Origin of the sequence: Acetobacter sp. (assembly GCF_022483985.1) — a bacterium.
Taxonomy (GTDB): Bacteria; Pseudomonadota; Alphaproteobacteria; order Acetobacterales; family Acetobacteraceae; genus Acetobacter.
On record NZ_JAKVME010000003.1, the window covers coordinates 399,592 to 419,093 of the forward strand.

General features: G+C 59.3%; 15 protein-coding genes. All 15 read left to right on the forward strand.

Features of this window, described 5'->3' with window-relative positions; translation table 11 throughout:
* The first annotated feature begins 193 nt into the window (after window positions 1–193).
* The 15 genes from LKE90_RS15960 (at window position 194) to LKE90_RS16030 (ending at window position 19,495) form a co-directional block, all read left to right on the forward strand.
* Window positions 194–1,174, forward strand: a complete 981-nt coding sequence (locus tag LKE90_RS15960) for a CobW family GTP-binding protein (protein WP_291491319.1) — start codon at window positions 194–196, stop codon at window positions 1,172–1,174.
* 38 nt (window positions 1,175–1,212) lie between these two features.
* Entirely contained in the window at window positions 1,213–2,265 is a 1,053-nt protein-coding gene (locus LKE90_RS15965) for a WD40 repeat domain-containing protein (protein WP_407066045.1), read from the forward strand.
* Window positions 2,266–3,084: 819 nt separating this feature from the next.
* A complete protein-coding gene (tssA, locus tag LKE90_RS15970; protein WP_291491317.1) occupies window positions 3,085–4,233 on the forward strand; it encodes a type VI secretion system protein TssA in 1,149 nt (382 codons plus the stop codon).
* A 77-nt stretch (window positions 4,234–4,310) separates the two neighbouring features.
* Window positions 4,311–6,965, forward strand: coding sequence for a type VI secretion system ATPase TssH (tssH, locus tag LKE90_RS15975; protein WP_291491316.1), 2,655 nt, complete (start codon window positions 4,311–4,313; stop codon window positions 6,963–6,965).
* A gap of 24 nt (window positions 6,966–6,989) precedes the next feature.
* The gene (locus LKE90_RS15980; protein ID WP_291491315.1) at window positions 6,990–7,469 is read left to right on the forward strand and encodes an Hcp family type VI secretion system effector; all 480 of its coding nucleotides are present in this window, start codon (window positions 6,990–6,992) and stop codon (window positions 7,467–7,469) included.
* A 194-nt stretch (window positions 7,470–7,663) separates the two neighbouring features.
* Complete coding sequence (tssB, locus tag LKE90_RS15985) at window positions 7,664–8,170, forward strand: type VI secretion system contractile sheath small subunit (protein ID WP_291491314.1); 507 nt, start codon at window positions 7,664–7,666, stop codon at window positions 8,168–8,170.
* Between the two features lie 3 nt (window positions 8,171–8,173).
* Window positions 8,174–9,670: a type VI secretion system contractile sheath large subunit gene (tssC, locus tag LKE90_RS15990; protein WP_291491313.1), complete on the forward strand. Its 1,497-nt coding sequence runs from the start codon at window positions 8,174–8,176 to the stop codon at window positions 9,668–9,670.
* Between the two features lie 23 nt (window positions 9,671–9,693).
* Complete coding sequence (gene tssC / locus LKE90_RS15995; protein ID WP_291491311.1) at window positions 9,694–11,202, forward strand: type VI secretion system contractile sheath large subunit; 1,509 nt, start codon at window positions 9,694–9,696, stop codon at window positions 11,200–11,202.
* A gap of 43 nt (window positions 11,203–11,245) precedes the next feature.
* Window positions 11,246–12,064: a type VI secretion system accessory protein TagJ gene (locus LKE90_RS16000; RefSeq protein ID WP_291491310.1), complete on the forward strand. Its 819-nt coding sequence runs from the start codon at window positions 11,246–11,248 to the stop codon at window positions 12,062–12,064.
* On the forward strand, window positions 12,061–12,588 hold the full coding sequence (tssE, locus tag LKE90_RS16005; RefSeq protein WP_291491309.1) for a type VI secretion system baseplate subunit TssE: 528 nt from the start codon (window positions 12,061–12,063) through the stop codon (window positions 12,586–12,588). The genes LKE90_RS16000 and tssE overlap by 4 nt, the downstream gene beginning before the upstream one ends.
* A 4-nt stretch (window positions 12,589–12,592) precedes the next feature.
* Entirely contained in the window at window positions 12,593–14,425 is a 1,833-nt protein-coding gene (gene tssF, locus LKE90_RS16010) for a type VI secretion system baseplate subunit TssF (RefSeq protein WP_291491308.1), read from the forward strand.
* Window positions 14,422–15,636, forward strand: a complete 1,215-nt coding sequence (gene tssG, locus LKE90_RS16015) for a type VI secretion system baseplate subunit TssG (RefSeq protein ID WP_291491307.1) — start codon at window positions 14,422–14,424, stop codon at window positions 15,634–15,636. Before tssF ends, tssG begins: the two co-directional genes overlap by 4 nt.
* A gap of 258 nt (window positions 15,637–15,894) precedes the next feature.
* Window positions 15,895–17,073, forward strand: a complete 1,179-nt coding sequence (locus LKE90_RS16020; protein WP_291491306.1) for a peptidoglycan-binding domain-containing protein — start codon at window positions 15,895–15,897, stop codon at window positions 17,071–17,073.
* A 2-nt stretch (window positions 17,074–17,075) separates the two neighbouring features.
* Window positions 17,076–17,951 carry a Tll0287-like domain-containing protein gene (locus LKE90_RS16025; protein WP_291491305.1) on the forward strand — a complete coding sequence of 292 codons (876 nt, stop codon included), beginning with the start codon at window positions 17,076–17,078 and terminating at the stop codon, window positions 17,949–17,951.
* 2 nt (window positions 17,952–17,953) lie between these two features.
* Window positions 17,954–19,495 carry a serine/threonine-protein kinase gene (locus LKE90_RS16030; protein ID WP_291491304.1) on the forward strand — a complete coding sequence of 514 codons (1,542 nt, stop codon included), beginning with the start codon at window positions 17,954–17,956 and terminating at the stop codon, window positions 19,493–19,495.
* Window positions 19,496–19,502 lie beyond the last annotated feature (7 nt).

A 19,502-nucleotide genomic window follows, 5' to 3' on the forward strand; every position in this document is an offset into this window, starting at 1 on the left:
CCCAGAAATTTTCCCTGATTTTTCTCGATGAGTGCGGAGGGGGAAACCGTCTTCCGTGATACCTTCTCTGGCTTCTTTTCCGTGTGGTCCTCTTTGCCCTGCGGGGCGGGCGGCCCTATATGGTCCACAAGGTAATGATAGCGTTGCGGGCACAACAGGCACGCCGGTTCGCATGCAGGAGAAGGAGCAGGTCATGTCGGAAACACAGGACAGGTCGAAGGATCAGGTGCCGGTCACGGTGCTGACGGGCTTTCTCGGCGCGGGGAAGACCACTCTGCTCAACCATATTCTCACGGCGGAACATGGCCGGAAATATGCCGTCGTCATCAACGAGTTCGGAGAGCTCGGAGTTGATAATGATCTCGTCGTGGATGCCGACGAGGAAGTGTTCGAGATGAACAATGGCTGCATCTGCTGCACGGTGCGTGGCGATCTGATCCGTATTCTCGGCAGTCTGATGAAGCGTCGTGCGAAATTTGACGGGATCATCGTCGAGACCACAGGACTGGCCGATCCCGCGCCTGTCGCGCAGACCTTCTTTGTCGATGAAGAGGTAAGAGAGAAGACCCGTCTCGACGCCGTCGTGACCGTGGTGGACGCCTACAACGTGCTTCAGACGCTGGAAGAGAGCCCGGAAGCCGTGCATCAGATCGCTTTTGCGGATGTCATCATCCTCAACAAGACCGATCTTGTCGATGAGGCGAAGCTGACTGAAATCGAGACGAAGATTCGGCAGATCAATGCCTATGTGAAGATTCATCACGCCGTGCGCGGGAATGTTTCCCTGACGGATGTGCTTGATCAGGGCGGCTTCGATCTTCAGCGTGCACTGGAATACGCGCCGGATTTTCTGGAAAACACCGAGCATTCCCATGAAGAAGGCGTGACCAGCATGTCCTTCCCGGTCAGCGAGCCGATTGACGAGCCGCGTTTCCATGCGTGGATCAGCGCTCTATTGCAGGAGCAGGGAGCCGATATCCTCCGGTCGAAAGGAATTCTGAACTTCGCTGGACAGAACGACCGTTATGCGTTTCAGGCGGTTCACATGATGGCGGATGGAGATTTCATCGGTCCATGGAAAGAGGGCGAAAAGAAGGAATCCCGGCTGGTGTTCATCGGACGCAACCTGAATCGTCCGCGGCTGCGTCGTGGTTTTGAAAGCTGCCGGGCCTGAATGGTCTTTTCATACAGAAACTCATGAAAGGGACCATGATGAGCGACAAGGTGACACTCTCCGGAATTGTTGGGGAGCGGGGAGCGGAACGGACTGTCGAGGGGCATATCACCGCCTGCTGCGCGTCACGCGACAATAGCCGTTTCGCGTTCGCCACAGGGGAGGGCGATCTGCTGATCGTTCCGCGTGAAACGGTCCGCGATACGGCGACATGGGCCACGGTGCAGGCTCATGACGGGCCGGTTCTGGCGCTGTCTGCGGATGTGAGCGGTGCGGGCTTTCTGTCCGGTGGCGAGGACTGCCGCCTGAAGCGCACACTCGATGGCGCTTCCGAAGAACTGGGGAAGGTTCGTCGCTGGGTCGAGCATGTCGCCTGCTGGAGTGATGGCCGTAAAGGTACGATCGCTTTCTCTTCTGGCAAGGAGGTTCATCTTCGTGACGCTGACGGCACGACCGTCCTGCGCACGCTGGAACATCCCTCGACAGTTTCCGGCATCGTGTTTGACGCCAAAGGCAAGAGGATTGCCGCGTCCCACTATAATGGCGCGTCCATGTGGTTCGTGAATTCCAAAGACAGCACAGCGAAGGTTTACGAGTGGAAAGGCAGCCATATCGGCATTGCGATCCACCCCGCAGGTGAGGCGCTGATTACCGCCATGCAGGAGAATGACCTGCATGGCTGGCGTCTTTCCGATGGGCACAACATGCGCATGAGCGGCTATCCGACCAAGGTCCAGTCGCTGGCATTCACCCGAAATGGCAAATGGCTGGCGACCAGCGGAGCGGACAGCGTGATCCTGTGGCCGTTCTTCGGTGGCGGCCCGATGGGCAAGCCACCTTCCGAACTATCGGGAATTCCGGGTGTGCTGTGCACGCGGGTAGCGACACACCCTCAGCAGGACGTTGTTGTGGCGGGGTTTGCAGACGGCTCCGTGTTGATGATGGATCAGTCATCCGAACGGGTTCTGCCGGTCTGTTCCGCCGGAGGCGGCGCTGTCACGGCGTTATCCTTCAGTGCGGACGGCTGCATTCTCGGATACGGGACGGAAGACGGGCGCATCGGGGTTGTGGATCTGACCGCGCCAGCATGAAGATTCGTGGTCTGACACAGACGGTATGAGAGTGTTGTCTGTGTCAGGTGCGATTCCGAAACTGGCTTGATAAAGTTGAATGGTTTTGGATGGCAGCTTCTTCAAAAAGATGCTGTCCCGATAAGTTTGATACAGTAAGCTTCAAAAATTGAGGCTGATACCCTGACAAACCTGCTGGTTGTGACATTGTTTCGGGTTTCTGGCCGACAGGGGGAATGACAGGATGCCGGGTGGTATTCTGAGGTGTTCTTTCCGTAATCCTGCCGTGTTCAGATCACACATTCGATATTCCTGTGATTTCTTCAGTGATCGGAATTGCACTCCGCTGTGACAGGATGAGAAACCCCATTCTCGCCTTGTTCAATACTGCGGTTATCAGGGTATGATCACCATCAGTCGATCATGACTCCATCGAGGATGTTTTACACTTTTTTGTTCTTGGTGGATCGGTGATATTGAATTTTTCTTTCTGGAATCGTGGTATTCTATCAAGTAATCTTCAGAAATTACAGAAAGTCACCCTTGGTTCGGCCTTTGCCTGCCATGACGTGTATAACACGCTCCGGAGATATCTTATCGTGGCAGCGCCGAGAGTCCGTGAGCATAAGAGTTTACACTCGCGCTGATATAAGAGCGGTGCTGATTGCTGTTCGTGATATGGATCCGGGCGCGCAGGTGGATTTTCTCTTTGAAGGTAGGTTGAAAATTTAAAGAACCACCAAGAAATTCCGGAAGGCTCTTTTGTGAACGGGGCTGGTGCCGTAGTAATGGTCAACGAAAGTTTTCAGTCCCCTCGTTGTGCCCGGGATTATTTGTCCGATGATCAGTGATGTAGAGAATATTCTGCCTTTAGTCCTTGGTCCGATAGCGGAAGGGCCTCCTCAGGGCGTCGATCCACGGCTCAACGTGTCTCCATCGTCTCCTTATTTTCAGCTCAGGGATGCCCGGTCTGACGCTCGCGCAGCGGAAAGGCGCGGGGAGTATGATGACACTGAAAACGTGGAGGCGCTGCGTCACTGGACCCGGGTGAAGGACTTCGCCGTTCAGATTCTGCACACGGTCGGGAAAGATGTCGAAGTCGCGGCATGGCTGATGGAGGCCATGATCCGACTTGGGGGCCTGCACGGGCTGGCTGTGGGCATTCAGGCGACGTATGACATTTTTACTGAGTTCTGGCCGGATTTTTATCCTTCTCCCGATGAGGATGGTGTCGAGGCCCGCTTCTCGGCTCTCGCTGGCCTGAATGGTGTCAGTGCGGACGGCACACTGATTCAGGCGCTGCGAAAGCTGGAACTGTATCGCCGTTCGGATGGTGCGCCCTTTCTGTTCTGGCAATACGAGCAGTCGGAAGAAGTGGAGGGTATCGGTGATTCCGCCCGCAAGAAGCAGCGTCTTGAGGCGGGTGTGGTGCCGTTTGCGGGGGTGGAGGAAGAGGCTTCCCGTTTTGGCCAGACTTCTCTGACAGAGCTATATCGCAGCAGTCGGGACGCTCTGAGGCAGTGGCGGGCTCTGGACGCCGTCATGACGGATCGTCTGGGCAAAGAGGCGCCTTCGACCGCCAGAGTCACCGCGCTGCTGGAGAAACTTGCCAGAATTGCTTCCCGCTATGTGTCTGTTACGGAAGAAGATGCGCCAGAGACAATGCCAGAGGAGACTGTGGTGGAGACGTCCATGACGGAAACGACGCCTGAGGCGGCAGCTCCGGCTGTAACACCGCCAGCGGGTGGCAAAAGATCAGAGAGGCCGGAACCGACCCGCGAGGAGATGCTCCAGCAGTTGATCGTCGTGGCAAAGTATTTTGAAAAGCACGAGCCGCAGTCTCCATTGGCGGAAACATTGTATGAAGCTGTACGCCGTGCGCGTCTTTCATGGAACGATCTTCTGGTCGAACTGGTTGATGACCCCACGGCAAGAGCCGCTATTCTGTCGCGGCTTGGTATTACGACGCCCTCTTCGTCTCAGGAATAAAAATTAAAGCCCGTGCGGGACTTGAGACAGGTCGCTTTTTCTTGTCAAAAGAAAGAGGCAACCAGAGAAGAGAACGCATGAGGCCGATTGATCTTTCCAGTCTCGTCCGGCGGCTGAGTGACCTGTCCCGTCGGCAGCTTGAGAGTGCTGCCGGGATGGCTTTGTCCCGCACGCAGTACGATGTGGAGGCCGAGCACTGGCTTCTCTTTCTTTTGCGGGAAAAACAGAGCGACTTCGCCTGTATCGTGGATGCTCTGGATATTGATCCGGCCGTGCTGGAAGTGCGGCTGGAAAAGGCCATCAACAGCCTGAAGACAGGCAATGGCCGCACACCGTCGCTCTCGCCGGAGATTGTGCGGCTAATGAAAACCGCGTGGCTGGCGGCGTCGGTCGAGCGTGGCGCGGCGACAATCCGTTCGGTGGATCTTCTGGTTGCGCTGGCTACCGATACAGAAAATGGTTCCGGTCTGCGCAGAACTCTGGCTCCCGTAATGGAAGCTCTTGCGCGCTGTAGCGAAGCCGATCTGCTGGGATTCTGTCAGAACAGTGAGGAAGCAGCGGCAGCGACTTCCGCCCGCGACGTTGAAGAGGAGAGCGGTACGGACAGCGCACCACGTGACAGACGTTTCGGCGCAGCGCTGACACGTTACGCTCAGGATCTGGTGGCGCTCGCCGAAGCGGGAAAGATCGACCCCATCCTTGGGCGCGATGTGGAGATTCGGCAGGTTGCCGATATCCTGCTGAGGCGCAGGCAGAACAACCCGATCCTCGTGGGTGAGGCGGGTGTCGGCAAAACAGCCGTTGTCGAAGGGCTGGCTCTCCGGCTGGCTGCGGGCGATGTGCCTCCGGCCCTGAAAAACGCACGGATCTTCACGCTCGATCTCGGCCTGTTGCAGGCCGGAGCCGGTGTGAAAGGGGAGTTCGAAAATCGCCTCAAGGACGTGATTGCCGACGTCGATGCGGCGCCTGTTCCCGTCATCCTGTTCATCGACGAGGCCCACACGTTGATCGGGGCAGGCGGAGGGGGCGGCTCGGCGGATGCCGCCAATCTGCTGAAGCCGGTGCTGGCGCGGGGGAGTCTGCGCGTGGTCGCCGCCACGACATGGGCTGAATATAAGAAGTATTTTGAAAAGGATGCCGCTCTGACAAGGCGTTTTCAGCCGGTCAATGTCGGGGAGCCGGACATTCCGACAGCCACGGCAATGCTGCGGGGACTCGCCGACACGCTACGGCGGCATCATGGCGTGCTGATCATGGAGGATGCCGTGGAAGCGGCTGTCAGCCTGTCGGCGCGGTATGTGGCGGGACGCCAGTTGCCCGACAAGGCGGTGAGCCTGCTGGATACGGCCTGTGCCCGTGTCGCGATGAGCCAGAATGCGGTTCCGGCCCTGCTGGAGGACGCCGAGCGTCGCATGGCTGTTCTGGATACGGAAATAAAGGCGGTGGAACAGGAAGCCGTCTTCGGGAATGCGGAGCACAAGGGACGGCTTGAAACGCTGAATACTGAACGCAGGACTGTGGAGAACCGTAAGGCGGCTCTGGAGGACAAGGCGGGACAGGAAAGGGAGCTGGTCGGGGCGCTGGAGGATCTCTGGGGCCGGATAGCGACAGCCGACGGGGTGGAAAAGGCAACGCTGGAAGAGGAATACCGGACTGTTTTCGCCCGTCTGAAAGACGTGCAGGGTGAGCAGCCGATGATCTTTCCGATGGTCGATCAGGCGGCTGTGGCGGCAGTCGTTTCGGACTGGACGGGGATTCCGCTGGGCCGGATGAAGTCGGACCAACTGGACACCGTGCTGAATCTTGAAAAGATCATGCAGCAGCGCATCATCGGTCAGGACCATGCGTTGCGCGCCATTGCGAAGGCCGTGCAGACGTCACGGGCGGGGTTGAACGACCCGCGCAAGCCGGTGGGCGTCTTTCTGATGGTCGGGACATCCGGTGTCGGCAAGACGGAAACCGCGCTGGCTCTGGCCGACCTGCTTTATGGCGGGGAGCAGAGCCTGACAGTCATCAATATGTCCGAGTTCAAGGAAGAGCATAAGGTCAGCCTGCTGATGGGCAGCCCGCCCGGCTATATCGGCTATGGCGAGGGGGGTATCCTGACCGAGGCAGTGCGTCGGAAGCCCTATTCCGTCCTGCTTCTGGATGAGATGGAGAAGGCGCATCCGGGCGTTCAGGAGGTCTTTTTCCAGGTTTTTGACAAGGGCCACATGAAGGATGGAGAAGGCCGGGATATTGATTTCCGAAATACTTTGATCGTGATGACCTCGAACGCGGGAACCGATCTGATCGCCAGCCTTTATGCTGATGAGGAAACGGCTCCACCACAGGAGACGATCGACGGGCTGGTTTATGAAGATCTTCTGAAATCTTTCAAACCGGCTTTTCTGGGTCGTACAAAAGTTGTCACCTATGTCCCTCTGGGCAGGGAGACGCTTCTCAGGATTGTGGATCTGCAGCTTAAACGCGTTCAGGAGCGGGTCAAAAAGCAGTTTGGAGTCACGCTTGATATCACGGAGGCTGTCCGCACAATGCTGGTCGAGCGTTGTGAAGAAGGCAGTGCGGGCGCTCGGGCTCTGGAAAGTGTCATCTCCAATGCTCTGCTTCCGGAGATATCAAAGATACTTCTAAAGGACATGATTATGGAGGAAGAAAAAAATATTAAGAAAAATAAAGACCTCAGTATTGACTTGTGCGAAGGTTCGTTGCTTGTAACAAAAAAGCATTAACTTATTTAAAAAGGAAACTGTTCTATGGCGATTTATCTGCAGATGGATGGTGTGACCGGCGCTGTGACCGAAGCTTCCCACAAAGGCTGGGTCGAGCTGACAGGTTTCCAGTGGGGCGTGGGCCGTGGCCTTTCCAGCCGCGTCGGTTCTGCTGCTGACCGTGAATCCACCGCGCCGAGCGTCGGCGAAGTGATCGTGACCAAGAACAACGACGCCTCAACAGGCGACCTGATGAGTGAAGCTCTGTCCGGTCATGGTGAGAAGACGGTGAAAATCGACTTCGTCCGCACGAACAAGGACCAGCAGATCGTTTATCTGTCTCTGGAACTCGACCACGTCATCATCAGCTCCTACTCTCACTCTTCCAGCGGTGAGCGTCCGGTTGAGACACTGGCCCTGAACTTCAACAAGGTGCAGGTCACGACTTCCCAGATGGATTCGGACGGTTCGGCCGGCGGCAACAAGATCACCACCTACGATCTGTCCACAGCCACGGCTTCCTGATCCGTCAGGTCGATCTGAATTATCTATATCGGCGGGCCGGGCGGAATATCTGTGTTCTGTCCGGCCTTTTTGTAATCAGAGGCCTAGGTTCCGCTCCGTCCGTTCTCAGTATTTGGCTGTTGTGCGCGGGGGAGGAAGGTGCCAGAGTCCCCCTCTGATTCAGGTTCACGGCGTATTATCCGGGGAGTGTCGGCATGAGCGGCAGTATACATGACAAGCTGAAGCGGGTGCGTAAGCCACGTGTCCACATCACCTACGATGTGGAAACGGAAGGGGCCGAGGTCGTCCGTGAACTGCCGTTTGTCGTGGGTGTCATGGGAGATTTCTCCGGCGATCCCCGCAAGCCGCTCCGTCCGCTGGCGGAACGAAAGTTCGTCCAGATCGACCGTGATAATTTCGACGAAGTCATGGCGCGTCTGGCTCCCGGTCTTGAACTGGCGATCCCGAACACTCTGGCCGATGATGGTTCGGAGATGATGGTGGCGCTGAAGTTCGACTCCATGGAGGATTTCGAGCCCGCCAGAATCATTGATCAGGTTCCCGCCCTCAAGGCATTGCTGGAAACACGCAACAAGCTGCGCGATCTGATGAGCAAGGCGGACCGGTCAGAAGAGCTTGAGGAGCTTCTGGAGAATATTCTCAAGCACGACTCTGAAATCGCCCGTGTTTCGGAAGAGCTTTCCACCAAGAAAGAGGACTGAGCCATGTCTGGATCAAAGGCAAAATCATCCACCCAGACATCCGCCAGTCCGGAAACCGCCTCGTCATCCGTTCTGAATCAGGTGATTTCCGCCACCAAGCAGACTGAGCCGGATCGCGCCGCTGATCTGGTCCGGGCTCTGGTGGAGCAGGCCTCCGCAGGCGTTGTGAAGTTCGACCGCAATCTCAATCAGACCATTGAGCGTGCGATCACCCAGATCGACAAGAAACTGTCCGAGCAGCTCAACGCCATCATGCATGACGAGCGTTTTCTCAAGCTGGAGGGAAGCTGGCGCGGACTGCACTATTTCGTGCACAATACGGAGACCAGCGCCAATCTCAAGTTGCGGATGCTCAATGTATCCAAGCGGGAGCTCAACCGCGATCTGACCCGCGCCACCGAGTTCGATCAGTCCGTCCTGTTCCGCAAGATTTATGAGAGCGAATTCGGCACGCCGGGCGGCGAGCCGTATGGCGCGCTGGTGGGCGATTATGAGTGGACCAACCACCCCGATGACATCGAGACGCTGCGTCAGGTCTCCTCGGTCGGCGCGGCTGCGTTCGCGCCTTTCGTCTCGGGTGTCAGTCCGGCCATGTTCGGGTTCGATGACTGGTCGGAGCTGAGCAAGCCGCGCGACCTCGAAAAGATTTTCGACGGTGTGGAATATCAGAAATGGCGTGGGTTCCGCGACAGCGAGGACAGCCGTTTCGTCAGTCTCGTCATGCCGCGCGTAATGGCGCGCCTGCCTTATGGCAATGCGACCCGGCCGGTTGGTGAGTTCGACTATGAAGAAGCGCCTCTGGATGAGAACGGTCGTCCGACCGCCATGCAGCATGACAAGTATTGCTGGATGAATGCCGCATTCGTCATGGGCGCGCGTCTGACCGACTCCTTTGCACGGACAGGTTTCTGCACGACGATTCGTGGCGCAGAGGGTGGCGGCAAGGTTGATAACCTGCCGACCTACACCTTCATGTCCGATGATGGCGATGCGGACACCAAGTGCCCCACGGAAATCGGCATCACGGACCGTCGTGAACACGAACTGTCCAAGCTCGGATTCCTGCCGCTGTGTCACTACAAGAATCACGATCATGCCGTGTTCTTCGGAGCGCAGACGGCTCACAAGGCCAAGGAATATGATCGTCCGGAAGCCACGGCCAACGCGAAGATTTCTTCCCGTCTTCCCTACATCATGGCAACGGGCCGCTTCGCGCATTATCTCAAGGTGATGGCCCGCGACAAGATTGGTTCCTTTGCGGAAGCGGAAGATTGCGAAAGCTGGCTGAATCGCTGGATCGGAAATTACGTCAACACCAAGGACAATCCCGGCCCCGAGAACAAGGCGCGTTATCCGCTGCGTGACGCCCGGATCGAAGTGCGTGAAATTCCGGGAAGCCCCGGCGCGTATAACGCCGTGGCCTATCTGCGGCCGTGGTTGCAGATGGAAGAGCTTACCACGAGCATGCGCCTGGTCGCGCGCGTTCCGAAGAAAAGCTGAGAATTCGCCGGGTTTATACAGAAATGTCGTCATCGTCCGCCCTGCGTGAAACGGTCCTTTCCGGTCGTTTCACCGTTCAGGCCACGGAGGCGGAGGCTTTTGCAGACTTTCTGTGTTCTTCCGGCGTCTCGGCCCTTGCCGTCTGGTTCGATGAGGCAACGCTGAAAGAAGCTGCCAGCGACCCGGATTTTATAAAGGACAGTCTCGACCGGGATATCGCCCTGATTGACCGGATGCTGTCCCGGCAGCTTGATGCCGTCCTGCATCAGCCGGCGTTTCAGAAGCTTGAAGGTTCCTGGTGTGGTCTGCGCTGGCTTGTCGGCGGCCTTTCACCGGAGGCGCGGGTCTTCGTTCGCGTTCTTTCTGTCCGATGGGCGGAAATATGCAGGGATTTTCAGAGATCCTCTGATTTCGACACAAGCGCGCTGTTTCATCTGATCTATGAGAATGAATTTGGTCTGGCCGGTGGAGAACCGTTCGGGCTGATGGTGGTGGATCATGAGTTCCGTCATGTGCCCGAAGCCAGAAAACCCGGCGGTCCACCGCCCGTGGATGACATCACGGCCCTGAACAGCCTTGCCGCCGTGGCTGCGGCGGCTTTCTGCCCGATGGTGATTGGCGTGTCGCCGGTTCTGTTTGGCGTGGAGCGGTTCAATGATCTTTCGACGGTTGTTGATCCGGTCACCTCGCTGAAGGATGCGGACAAGCGGCGCTGGCAGATGCTGCGACGCCAGACGGACGCCCGGTTCCTGTGCGCCTGCCTGCCGCATGTGCTTGGAAGACTGCCCTGGGGGCATGATCCGGCGCGTGCGGACGGCTTTTTCTATCGGGAGCGGGCTTCAGCCGTGCAGGACCGCGTCTGGACATCCGCTGCTTATGCCTTTGCGTCCGTCGTGATCCGGGCCCAGATCGGCTATGGCTGGCCGGCTGATATCCGGGGTGTGCCGCCGGGGCGTGTGGGCGGCGGGCTTGTGCCTGATCTGGTGAGCGAGATTTTTGACACGGACCCGCAGCATGGCTGGTACCGGTCTCCGCTGGATATTCAGTTGACAGAAGAGCAGGAGCGCATGATCAGCGCGGAAGGCTTCATGCCGCTGGTCAGCCTGTCGTTCGGACCGGAAGCCTGTTTCAGTTCCGTCAACAGCATCCAGCAGATTGTCGAAACCGACGGGACCGCGGTGGCCGCCGCCAACCGCCATCTGTCCTCCCAGATCAACACACTGCTCTGTGTGTCGCGTTTCGCGCATTATGTGAAGGTTCTTGGCCGTGCGGTCATCGGGAGCCATGCCACACCGGAAAAAATTGAGCGCCGGTTGCAGTCATGGCTGCGGGACTATACGAACAGCAGCGTGAAGGCCTCGGAAGAAAACCGTGCGCGCTATCCGCTCATGAACAGCAAGGTGACGATTTCGGAAAAGCCCGGTTATCCGGGGCATTTCTCCTGTGTCATGCATCTTGAGCCGCGTTACCAGCTTGATCAGGTTGATCTCGCATTCAATCTGGCCACCGAACTCGTCGCCCCGGATGCGTGACAGTGTCCAACGATAATCCTTTATCCTGTCGGAGTTTTTTCTCATGACGGCTGAATCCGCCGCTTCCGTTTCCGAAGCCTTCCGCATGGGGGCGCTGGAACAGGCCACCGCGCTCGCCGCCGACGCGATCAAGGCTGCTCCCACGGAGAGTCGGGCCCGCTTTACATTTTTCGAAATGCTGCTGTTCAGCAACCAGACGGAACGCGCCGACAAGGTGCTGGATACGCTTCAGGCGATGGATGCGAAGGCGGGCGTCTATATTGCGGAATGCCGCCAGTTGCTGCGTGCGGATGTCATCCGGCGTCAATACTGGTCATCCTGCCGTGAACCGGAGTTCGTAGGCGATGCGGAGCCGTCCCAGTTGCTCTGCCTGCGGGCGCAGGCGGAGCTGAAAGCCGGAGATGACGTTCTGGCCGCGAAAACCGCTGAAGAAGCCGAGCAGGTGAGGGCGCCCGCGCCGGGGCATGTCGGGACAAAAGCCTTTGCGGATTTCCGTGATGTTGATGATCTCTGTGGCGGCTCACTGGAAGTCCTGACCACAACCGGACGGTATTTCCAGATTCCATTTGGCAGGATTGAAAGCGCGGAATTTCAGGCGGCGCACTGTTACAGGGATCTTTACTGGCGGCGCTGCCAGCTCAGTGTCCGGGGTGGTCCGGACGGCGTGGTTTACGTGCCGGCGCTTTATGGTGGGACGGTGGAACTGGCTGCGGATTCTCCGGACCGGGGGAAACTTCTGACAGGACAGTTGACCGAGTGGACGGAAGGTCCGCTTGTGCGCGGGATTGGTCAGAAACTGTTCCTCGCCGGGGATGAGGGGCTGCCGGTGCTGGATATCGGGACGCTGACGTTCGGCGAATGAACAGAGGTTTCCAGCGACAGAAAGCGGTAACGGAGCGTGTATCCGGAGACGCCAGACCGCTCAGGTTCTCGGTGCTGGATCGTCTCCTGACGGCTGAATCGGACAGGGCCGGCACACAGGATGCGCGGGCGGGGATCAGGCATCTTCAGGGTGCCGTGCTGCGGGATCTGACTCGGCTGCTGAACTCCCGGCGTCCCTGGCATGAACCGGCTCCCGAGCAGAAGGAACTGCGTCGGTCTCCCGTGACCTATGGCGTGCCGGATTTCACGTCAGGAGAGCTGAGCGAGAGGGAGAACCGCGAATATCTCAGGATGGCCATCGAGGAGACCATTACCCGCTTTGAAACACGGCTGAAGAGTGTCAGAGTGGCCCTGCTTGAGGAGAAGGACAGCCGTCATGGCGTTCTGAAGCTTCGGATTGACGCCGTGTTGCATGTGGAGCCCCTGCGTGCGGCTGTCAGATTTGATACGGTCATCAGTCTGGCGTCCTCCCATGCCGATGTTCTGCTGAACGAGACGCGCTGATCTCATGGAAAATCCTTTTTTCCGCTATTACAACCGCGAGCTGACAGCGCTGCGAAAGCTGGCGTCGGAATTTGCGGAGGCTAATCCGAAAGCAGCCGGGCATCTGCGGATCAGCGCGGATACGGTTGACGACCCGCATGTGGCGCGGCTGCTTGAGGGCGTGGCGTTTCTGTCTGGCCGGGTGCATCAGCGGCTGGACGAAGAATTTCCTGAGCTGACGGACGGGCTGCTTGGGATTCTCTACCCTCACTACAACGCGCCGGTTCCGGCGGCCTCCATCGTTGAAATGGTCTGCCGCCCGGACCGGGATGCGATCGGCATGACGGTCCCCCGCGAGACGGTCGTGGAAACCGATCCAATCGGTGGAAAACCCTGTTACTTCCGGACAACGGCCGAGGCCCGGCTCTGGCCGGTGCGTATCGCCAGACTGACACTCTCCGGCCTGCCTCTGGCCGCGCCGTCCAACCCGCTGGCGAGGGGCGCGCGTTCCGTGTTGCGGATCATGCTGGAATCCACTGATCCCGACATCACATTCGCTGACATGGGATTGGAAAAACTGCGGTTTTTCCTGAAAAACTCGTCAGGGCAGGGATATCGTCTGCTGGAGCTGCTGGGACGCCATACGCTCAGTGTGGCCTGCGCCTCCTCACCGAATGACCCCGCGCCGACCCTGCTTCCGAAAGAGTCCGTGCTGCCCTGCGGATTTGATCCGGAAGAGGCGCTGCTTCCGTGGACGGCGCGTTCCTTCTCCGGTTTCCGGCTTCTGACGGAATATTTCGCCTTTCCAGAGAAGTTCCTGTTTGTGGAACTGGACGGTCTGGATGCCCGTACGCTGGTGCATGATGAACGCAAGATGGAAATCTTCGTTTATTTTGACGCCTCCTTTCCGGAGCTTGAGCGCACGCTTCTGCCGGACGCGCTGGCGCTGGGCTGCGTGCCTGTGGTCAACCTGTTCCCGCAGCGCTGCGAGCCGGTGACGCTGACGCACGAGACCACGGAATATCGTGTGGCGGCCAGTCACCGTGATCCTGACCATTATGAAATCTGGTCCGTCGAACGTGTGCGCGAAATGGAGGGCGCAGGCGCGTCCCGTCCGTGGATGCCGCTGTATCATCGTCCTCCGCAGGAACTGCGGAGTGATGGACGGGGACAGCCTGCTTCCTACACCCTGACGCGGCGTCCGGCTCCTACGGAGCTGGGGGGCACGGAAGTCTATCTGGCGCCCGTTCAGCCTGATCTGGACCCGGAAGGGCCGACCGACCACATTCTGCTGATTGACGCGTTATGCACCAACCGCAATCTCCCCGAGCGCCTGCCTTTCGGGGGTGGCGAGCCGGTGCTGCGGGTTCCGGCAATGGCCGACCGGCTGGCAAGCGTGAGCTGCGTGATGCCGTTCTCCTCCACGGTGAGGCCTTCCCTTGCCGGAGACAGGGCGTGGAGGCTGATCGCGCATCTGGCGCTGGGTCATATTTCCCTGACAGAGCCGGGAGCCGGATCGCGCATCATTCAGGATCTTCTCACGCTCTATGACTGCCGCGAGACGCCTGAGACCCGGAAAGTCATCGACAGTCTGGTCGATGTCATCGCGCAACCGGGCCATGCCCGTCTGCCGGGCGTCAGGCCCGGCGGCTTTATTCGCGGAACGGACATCACGCTGGTATTCGCGCCGGACGGGTGGGAGGCTGGAGGTCTTTACCTGCTGGCCAGCATTCTCGAACGGTTCCTCGCCCTGCATGTCAGCGTGAATTCCTTTGTGCGGGTCAGCGTGGCGCTTCAGGGGAGAACCGGCTTTATTGCGCGCTTCCCACGGCGCTGCGGCACGCGGACGCTTCTGTGAGCGGCAGCGGCTCCCATACCCCTCCGACCGGGGCGGTGGTTCTGGTCACGGAACAGGAAGCCGCGCCCGTTCTGCGTCAGGCTCCTGCCTCTTCGGAGGAGAAGGAGGGGCGCACCGAACTGCTGCCTGTTGTTCCGGTCGGGCCTGAGACTGCGCGGGACGACGCGCCTGCGGATGGTCTGCTGGGTCAGCTCCTGCGCGATCCGGGGCCATTCAGTTTCGACGCCGCCGTCCTGCTGATGCTGCGCGCGCATGGATCGAGCGTTGCAGAGCCGTCAATCCGTTTCCAGACTCCGCTGGGCACGGCCTATCCGGCTGCGGACGTCGCCGCTGTCAGTCTGAATGAACGGGGTTTCGTTACGACCGTGACCCCGATGGGGCTGACTGGTCCAGCCGGTGTGCTCCCGCTCCACTATTCTGCCGAGCTGGTTTCCGAGCACCGGCGACATTCTCCGGCACTGAGCGATTTCATGGAGATGCTGAGTCAGCGCCCCATCGCGCAGTTCGCGGAAAGCGGAATAAAATACCGTCTGGCCAGCAGCCATACCCTGCCACAGGACGTCCCTGCCGCGGACTATGCCCGTACGGTCCGGAAAGTCCTGATGGCGCTGGCGGGTTTCTACCGACCGGAGATCGCGCCCTCGCTCGGCGTTGAGCCCTCCACGGTAAGTTATTACAGCGGCTATTTCTCCACCATGCCCCGCTCGGCGGACCGGCTGAAATTCATGCTGTCGGACTGGCTGGGCCTGCCGGTGAAGGTGGAGGAGTTTACGCCGCTCTGGACCCAGATTCCTCCCGATCAGCAGAGTGTGCTGCCCCTGTCCGGGCTGGCCGGGCGATATGCCGAGAGTTTCAGCCAACTGGGAGTCGATGCTGCTGTGGGGGCACGGTATCTCGACTGCCAGTCCCAGTTTACGGTGCGGATTGGTCCGGTGAATCTCGGGACGTTTCAGGCGCTGATGCCGTCGGGCGCTCTTTATGGGCCGCTGCTGAAGCTGATCCGCACGTTTGTCGGCTCCGAACTTCAGATCATTCTGCGGCCTGTGCTCAAAAGGGATGCTGTGCCAGCCCTGCGGCTGCCGACCGAAGCAGAGTCCTTGTCGCCCCGGCTGGGGTGGAGCAGCTGGCTATCCTGTCCGACAAAACGGCAGCGGGATGCTGACGAGCCTGTCTTTACAGAGCGGCATCTGGATAGGAGCGGCGGCCATTGATACGGATATATCGACTTCGGTCTGTGGTAAAAGCGACAGTAAAGGTGTTCCGTTAAGATTTTTTATGTCAGTCAGCAGGCCGCGCGGATATTTTTTTGACCTGTTTTCTGCGGAGTACAGTCATTCTTCTTACTAAAAAGTCATAAAGCCCTCTATGAGTGCGGAACTGTCTGGAACATAATCTATTAATAAAGACGAGTGCGCCAATCCGCGGGATGACAATGCGGTGGTGGCTGGAGGAGAGGAAAGAGCGTGTCCATGGACTTCGGTATTCGCCGTATTGGCATCACAGCCGCCGCGTTGGCAGTTATGGCGTCCGCGTCCCCCGGGCAGGCGCAGACGGCAGCCCCATCACCTGTTTTCCTCATGATCGGCGATGACCGCTCAACGGAATCCGGCGTACAGTTGACGGCCTGTTCGGAAAATACGCACAGACTGGCCCAGCAGCTCAAGCAGCAGGGTCTGAATGTGTTTGAAGTGCTGAACCCGTCCAGCGTGGATTTGCGGGTGGCCCTGACGCAGTTCGCCCGCTATCTGGATGGCAAGCGGCCCGTCATTTCCTATTGTGGATATGCACCCGTTCAGGATGGCAGGGTTTTTCTCGCCAGTGACGGGAAGGATACGGACCTGCTGAGCCAGTCTGTTCCGGCTGTGTCCCTGCTCCGCATTCTGGACGGGCGTGACGGGCTGGTCTTTCTGGAACTCCATCCGCTGTCAGGGCAGTCCGTGGATCTGTCCAGAGCCGTGCGATCACTGAAAGGCAGGATGCAGAACGCCAATGCGCTCTCTGTTACGCTGGTGGACGCAGCCTCCGCCAATCCTGTCGTGGATGGTCTCGCCTCCATCATGCAGCCGGGCTGGCAGTGGACGAACGTGACGGCATTCGCACGGGGGACCATGGCGGCGACCTCGGCTTCCGCTCCTGTTTCTGCGGCTCCCGCTCCCATGCCGGTGGCCCCGCCTCCCGCGCCGGTGGTCGAGCAGGCGAGTCCGGTCGAGCCTGCACAGCCCCAGCCGACGGCAAGGCAGGATGTGCCCGCGAAGATCATTCCCATTCATGATGCGCCGCCGACTGCCTCCGTCGCTGCGGCTGGTGTCGGCAGTCAGGAAGTCACGCAGCAGGTTCCTGCCCAGGGTGACATGAAAGAGGTCGCCGTCCCGGCGCAGAAACCGGCGGAACCACCCAAACCGGTTCTGACGAAGCAGCAGGCGCTCAAGCTGGCCCGGGCCAAGGCTGCGCTGGCCGCGCAGGCGAAGGCCATGCGGACGGTTCAGGTCGGTCTGCTCGCACATGGTGTCTATACGGGCTCGGTCAATGGCGTGAAGACAAGAGATACGGTCAACTCCATCAAGAAATTCCAGCAATCCCGGAATGAGCCTGCGACAGGTCAGCTGACCGCCACCCAGCTTTCGGCCCTGACCGGTGCGGGAAATTGAAGATGACATTCAGGCTGAAGCTTAATCTCGTCCTTGTCGGTGGATATCTCGTCGCACTGGCCATTCTCTTCCCGATCCTGCGCGGCGCCCTGTCCGACGGGGCGGCTGACGCCGTGCGCGAGCAGGCCACCATGCTGAGCGAAGTGGGGCTGGCGACGGAACACTACACCAGTCAGGAAGTGCTGCCGCAGTTGTTGCAGGGGGCAACAGTGCAATTCCCGCCTCAGAGCGTGCCTTTCTATGCCGTCAGCCGTCTGGGCGAGATGTTGCAGAAGAAGAACCCGGATATGGATATCCGGGTGACGGCTCTCAATCCGACCAACCCGTCGGACGCTCCCACGCTCGCCGAGAGGGACCTGATCGAGCGGCTTCGCACCGCTTCGGCGCCTTCATCGCTGCTGGCTGAAGGGCGGAACGACAAAGGGCAGCCGGTCCTGCGTCTGGCCACGCCGGTGCGTGTCACGGATTCCGGATGCCTGTCCTGCCACTCCGACCCCGGTGTCGCGCCGAAAACGATGATCGACGCTTATGGCAGCCAGCATGGCTTCGGCTGGAAGCCCAACGAAGTGGTGGGCGCGACGATCGTCACCATCCCGACGGACAGGCTGATGGCGGCGGCAAGCGGACGCGCCCTGCGGATTCTGGTCTGGATGACGGTTCTGGCGGCTATCCTGCTCGTGCTGACGAACGTGATCGTGGAATACGCCCTGCTGCGTCCGTTACGTGAAATGAGCGCGGTTGCCGGACGTGTCAGCCGGGGCGGCTTCGCCGAGCCCGAACTGTCGGTGCCGGAAGGCAATGAGCTGTCACCGCTGGCTGCGTCCTTCACGCGTATGCGTCGCAGTCTGGAAAGTTCGTTCAGAATGCTGGATGAGTGACAATGAAATCTGATCTTCCAGCACGGGAAGGGCGGTTCCAGATCGAAGCGCTCCTTGGACGCGGGGCGATGGGGGTCGTCTACAAGGCGTGGGACCCCGCCATTAACCGCTATGTGGCGATCAAAAAAGTCAATCAGTCCCTGCTGGAAGATCAGGAACGGGCGGCCTATCTCGCCCGTTTCCGCAATGAAGCGCGTTTGTGCGGGCTGTGCGATCACCCCAATATCGTAACGCTCTATGATGTGACCGGCGGCGAGAATGATCCCAGCATCATTCTCCAGTATGTCGATGGTCTGGGGCTGAACAAGGCGCTCCCCCGGGGAGAGAAGCTGCCCGTCAGTGAAGTGGTTCCCATCGCGTTGCAGGTTCTCGCGGCGCTGGACTACGCGCACGGTCTGGGGATCGTGCATCGTGACGTGAAACCCGCGAACATCATCCTGACCTATCAGGGGCGTCTGAAGATCACCGATTTCGGTGTCTCCTACCGCGCCCTGACCTCGGAGCCGGATCAGGCGCTGCTGATCGGCACGCCGAACTACATGTCACCCGAACAGTGCTCCGGACGACAGGTCGATGCGCGCAGCGATCTCTTTTCGCTGGGGAGCATCCTGTATGAGCTGCTCAGCGGCCAGAAGGCGTTCGAAGGCCGCGAATACACGGATACAGTCTTCAAGATACTGAACACGGACCCGGAACCGCTCGGCGCGCTGCGTCCCGATATCCCGGAAGCGCTGGTCCGGGTTGTCGAGCGTGTTCTGGCAAAAGACCCCGCCGACCGCTTTTCGGAAGCGGCGGAGTTCGCCTTCGCGCTGCGTCGCGCCGTGCCGGGATTCGATCTCACCTCGCCGCTGCCGCTGCCTGTCTCTCCACCGGAGCCAGTCCCGGTTGCCACTCCTGAGAAACGGGTTGAAACCAGCGTTCCTTCCACGCCTTCCGTGCCCGAGCCTCAGGAAGAGGACGACAGAACGATCATTGTGACAGATGACGGCGACCTCGGCGTGCCGGAACATCCGTCGATCGAGCCCGAATGGATGGAATCCGTCGATACCTATCTTCAGGGATTGTACGGGCCGCTGGCGCGCGTTGAACTGAGAAATGCCTGCAAAAATGTCTCGACCAAGGGAGAACTGCTTGCGTCTCTCGTGAGTGACGTGACGGTCAGGGAACAGCTGTTCGCCCGCTTCCTGACCGATGATAGCAGTAAGGGCGAGACCTCCGTCATTGAGAGACCCATCGTGACGCCGTCCGAAGAACGGAAGGCGGATCATGCCGCGCCAATCCCTGCCCCTGTTCCTCCGCCGCAAGAGCCGGAACCCGAGCCGCAGGAACCTCAGTCGCGGGCGCTGACCGATGACGATGTCAGTGTGGTCGGCGCGGCTCTGGCCGATGTTCTGGGGCCTGTGGCGCAACCCCTGATCCGAAGGGCTTCCCTGCGGGCGAGGGATTTTGCGTCATTCGTCTCGTTGTGTGAGACTTTCATTCATCATCAGGGAGATCTGGAGCGGTTCCGTCGCATTCTGGCTACTTCCTCTCGTAGCTCCTGATTCGAAC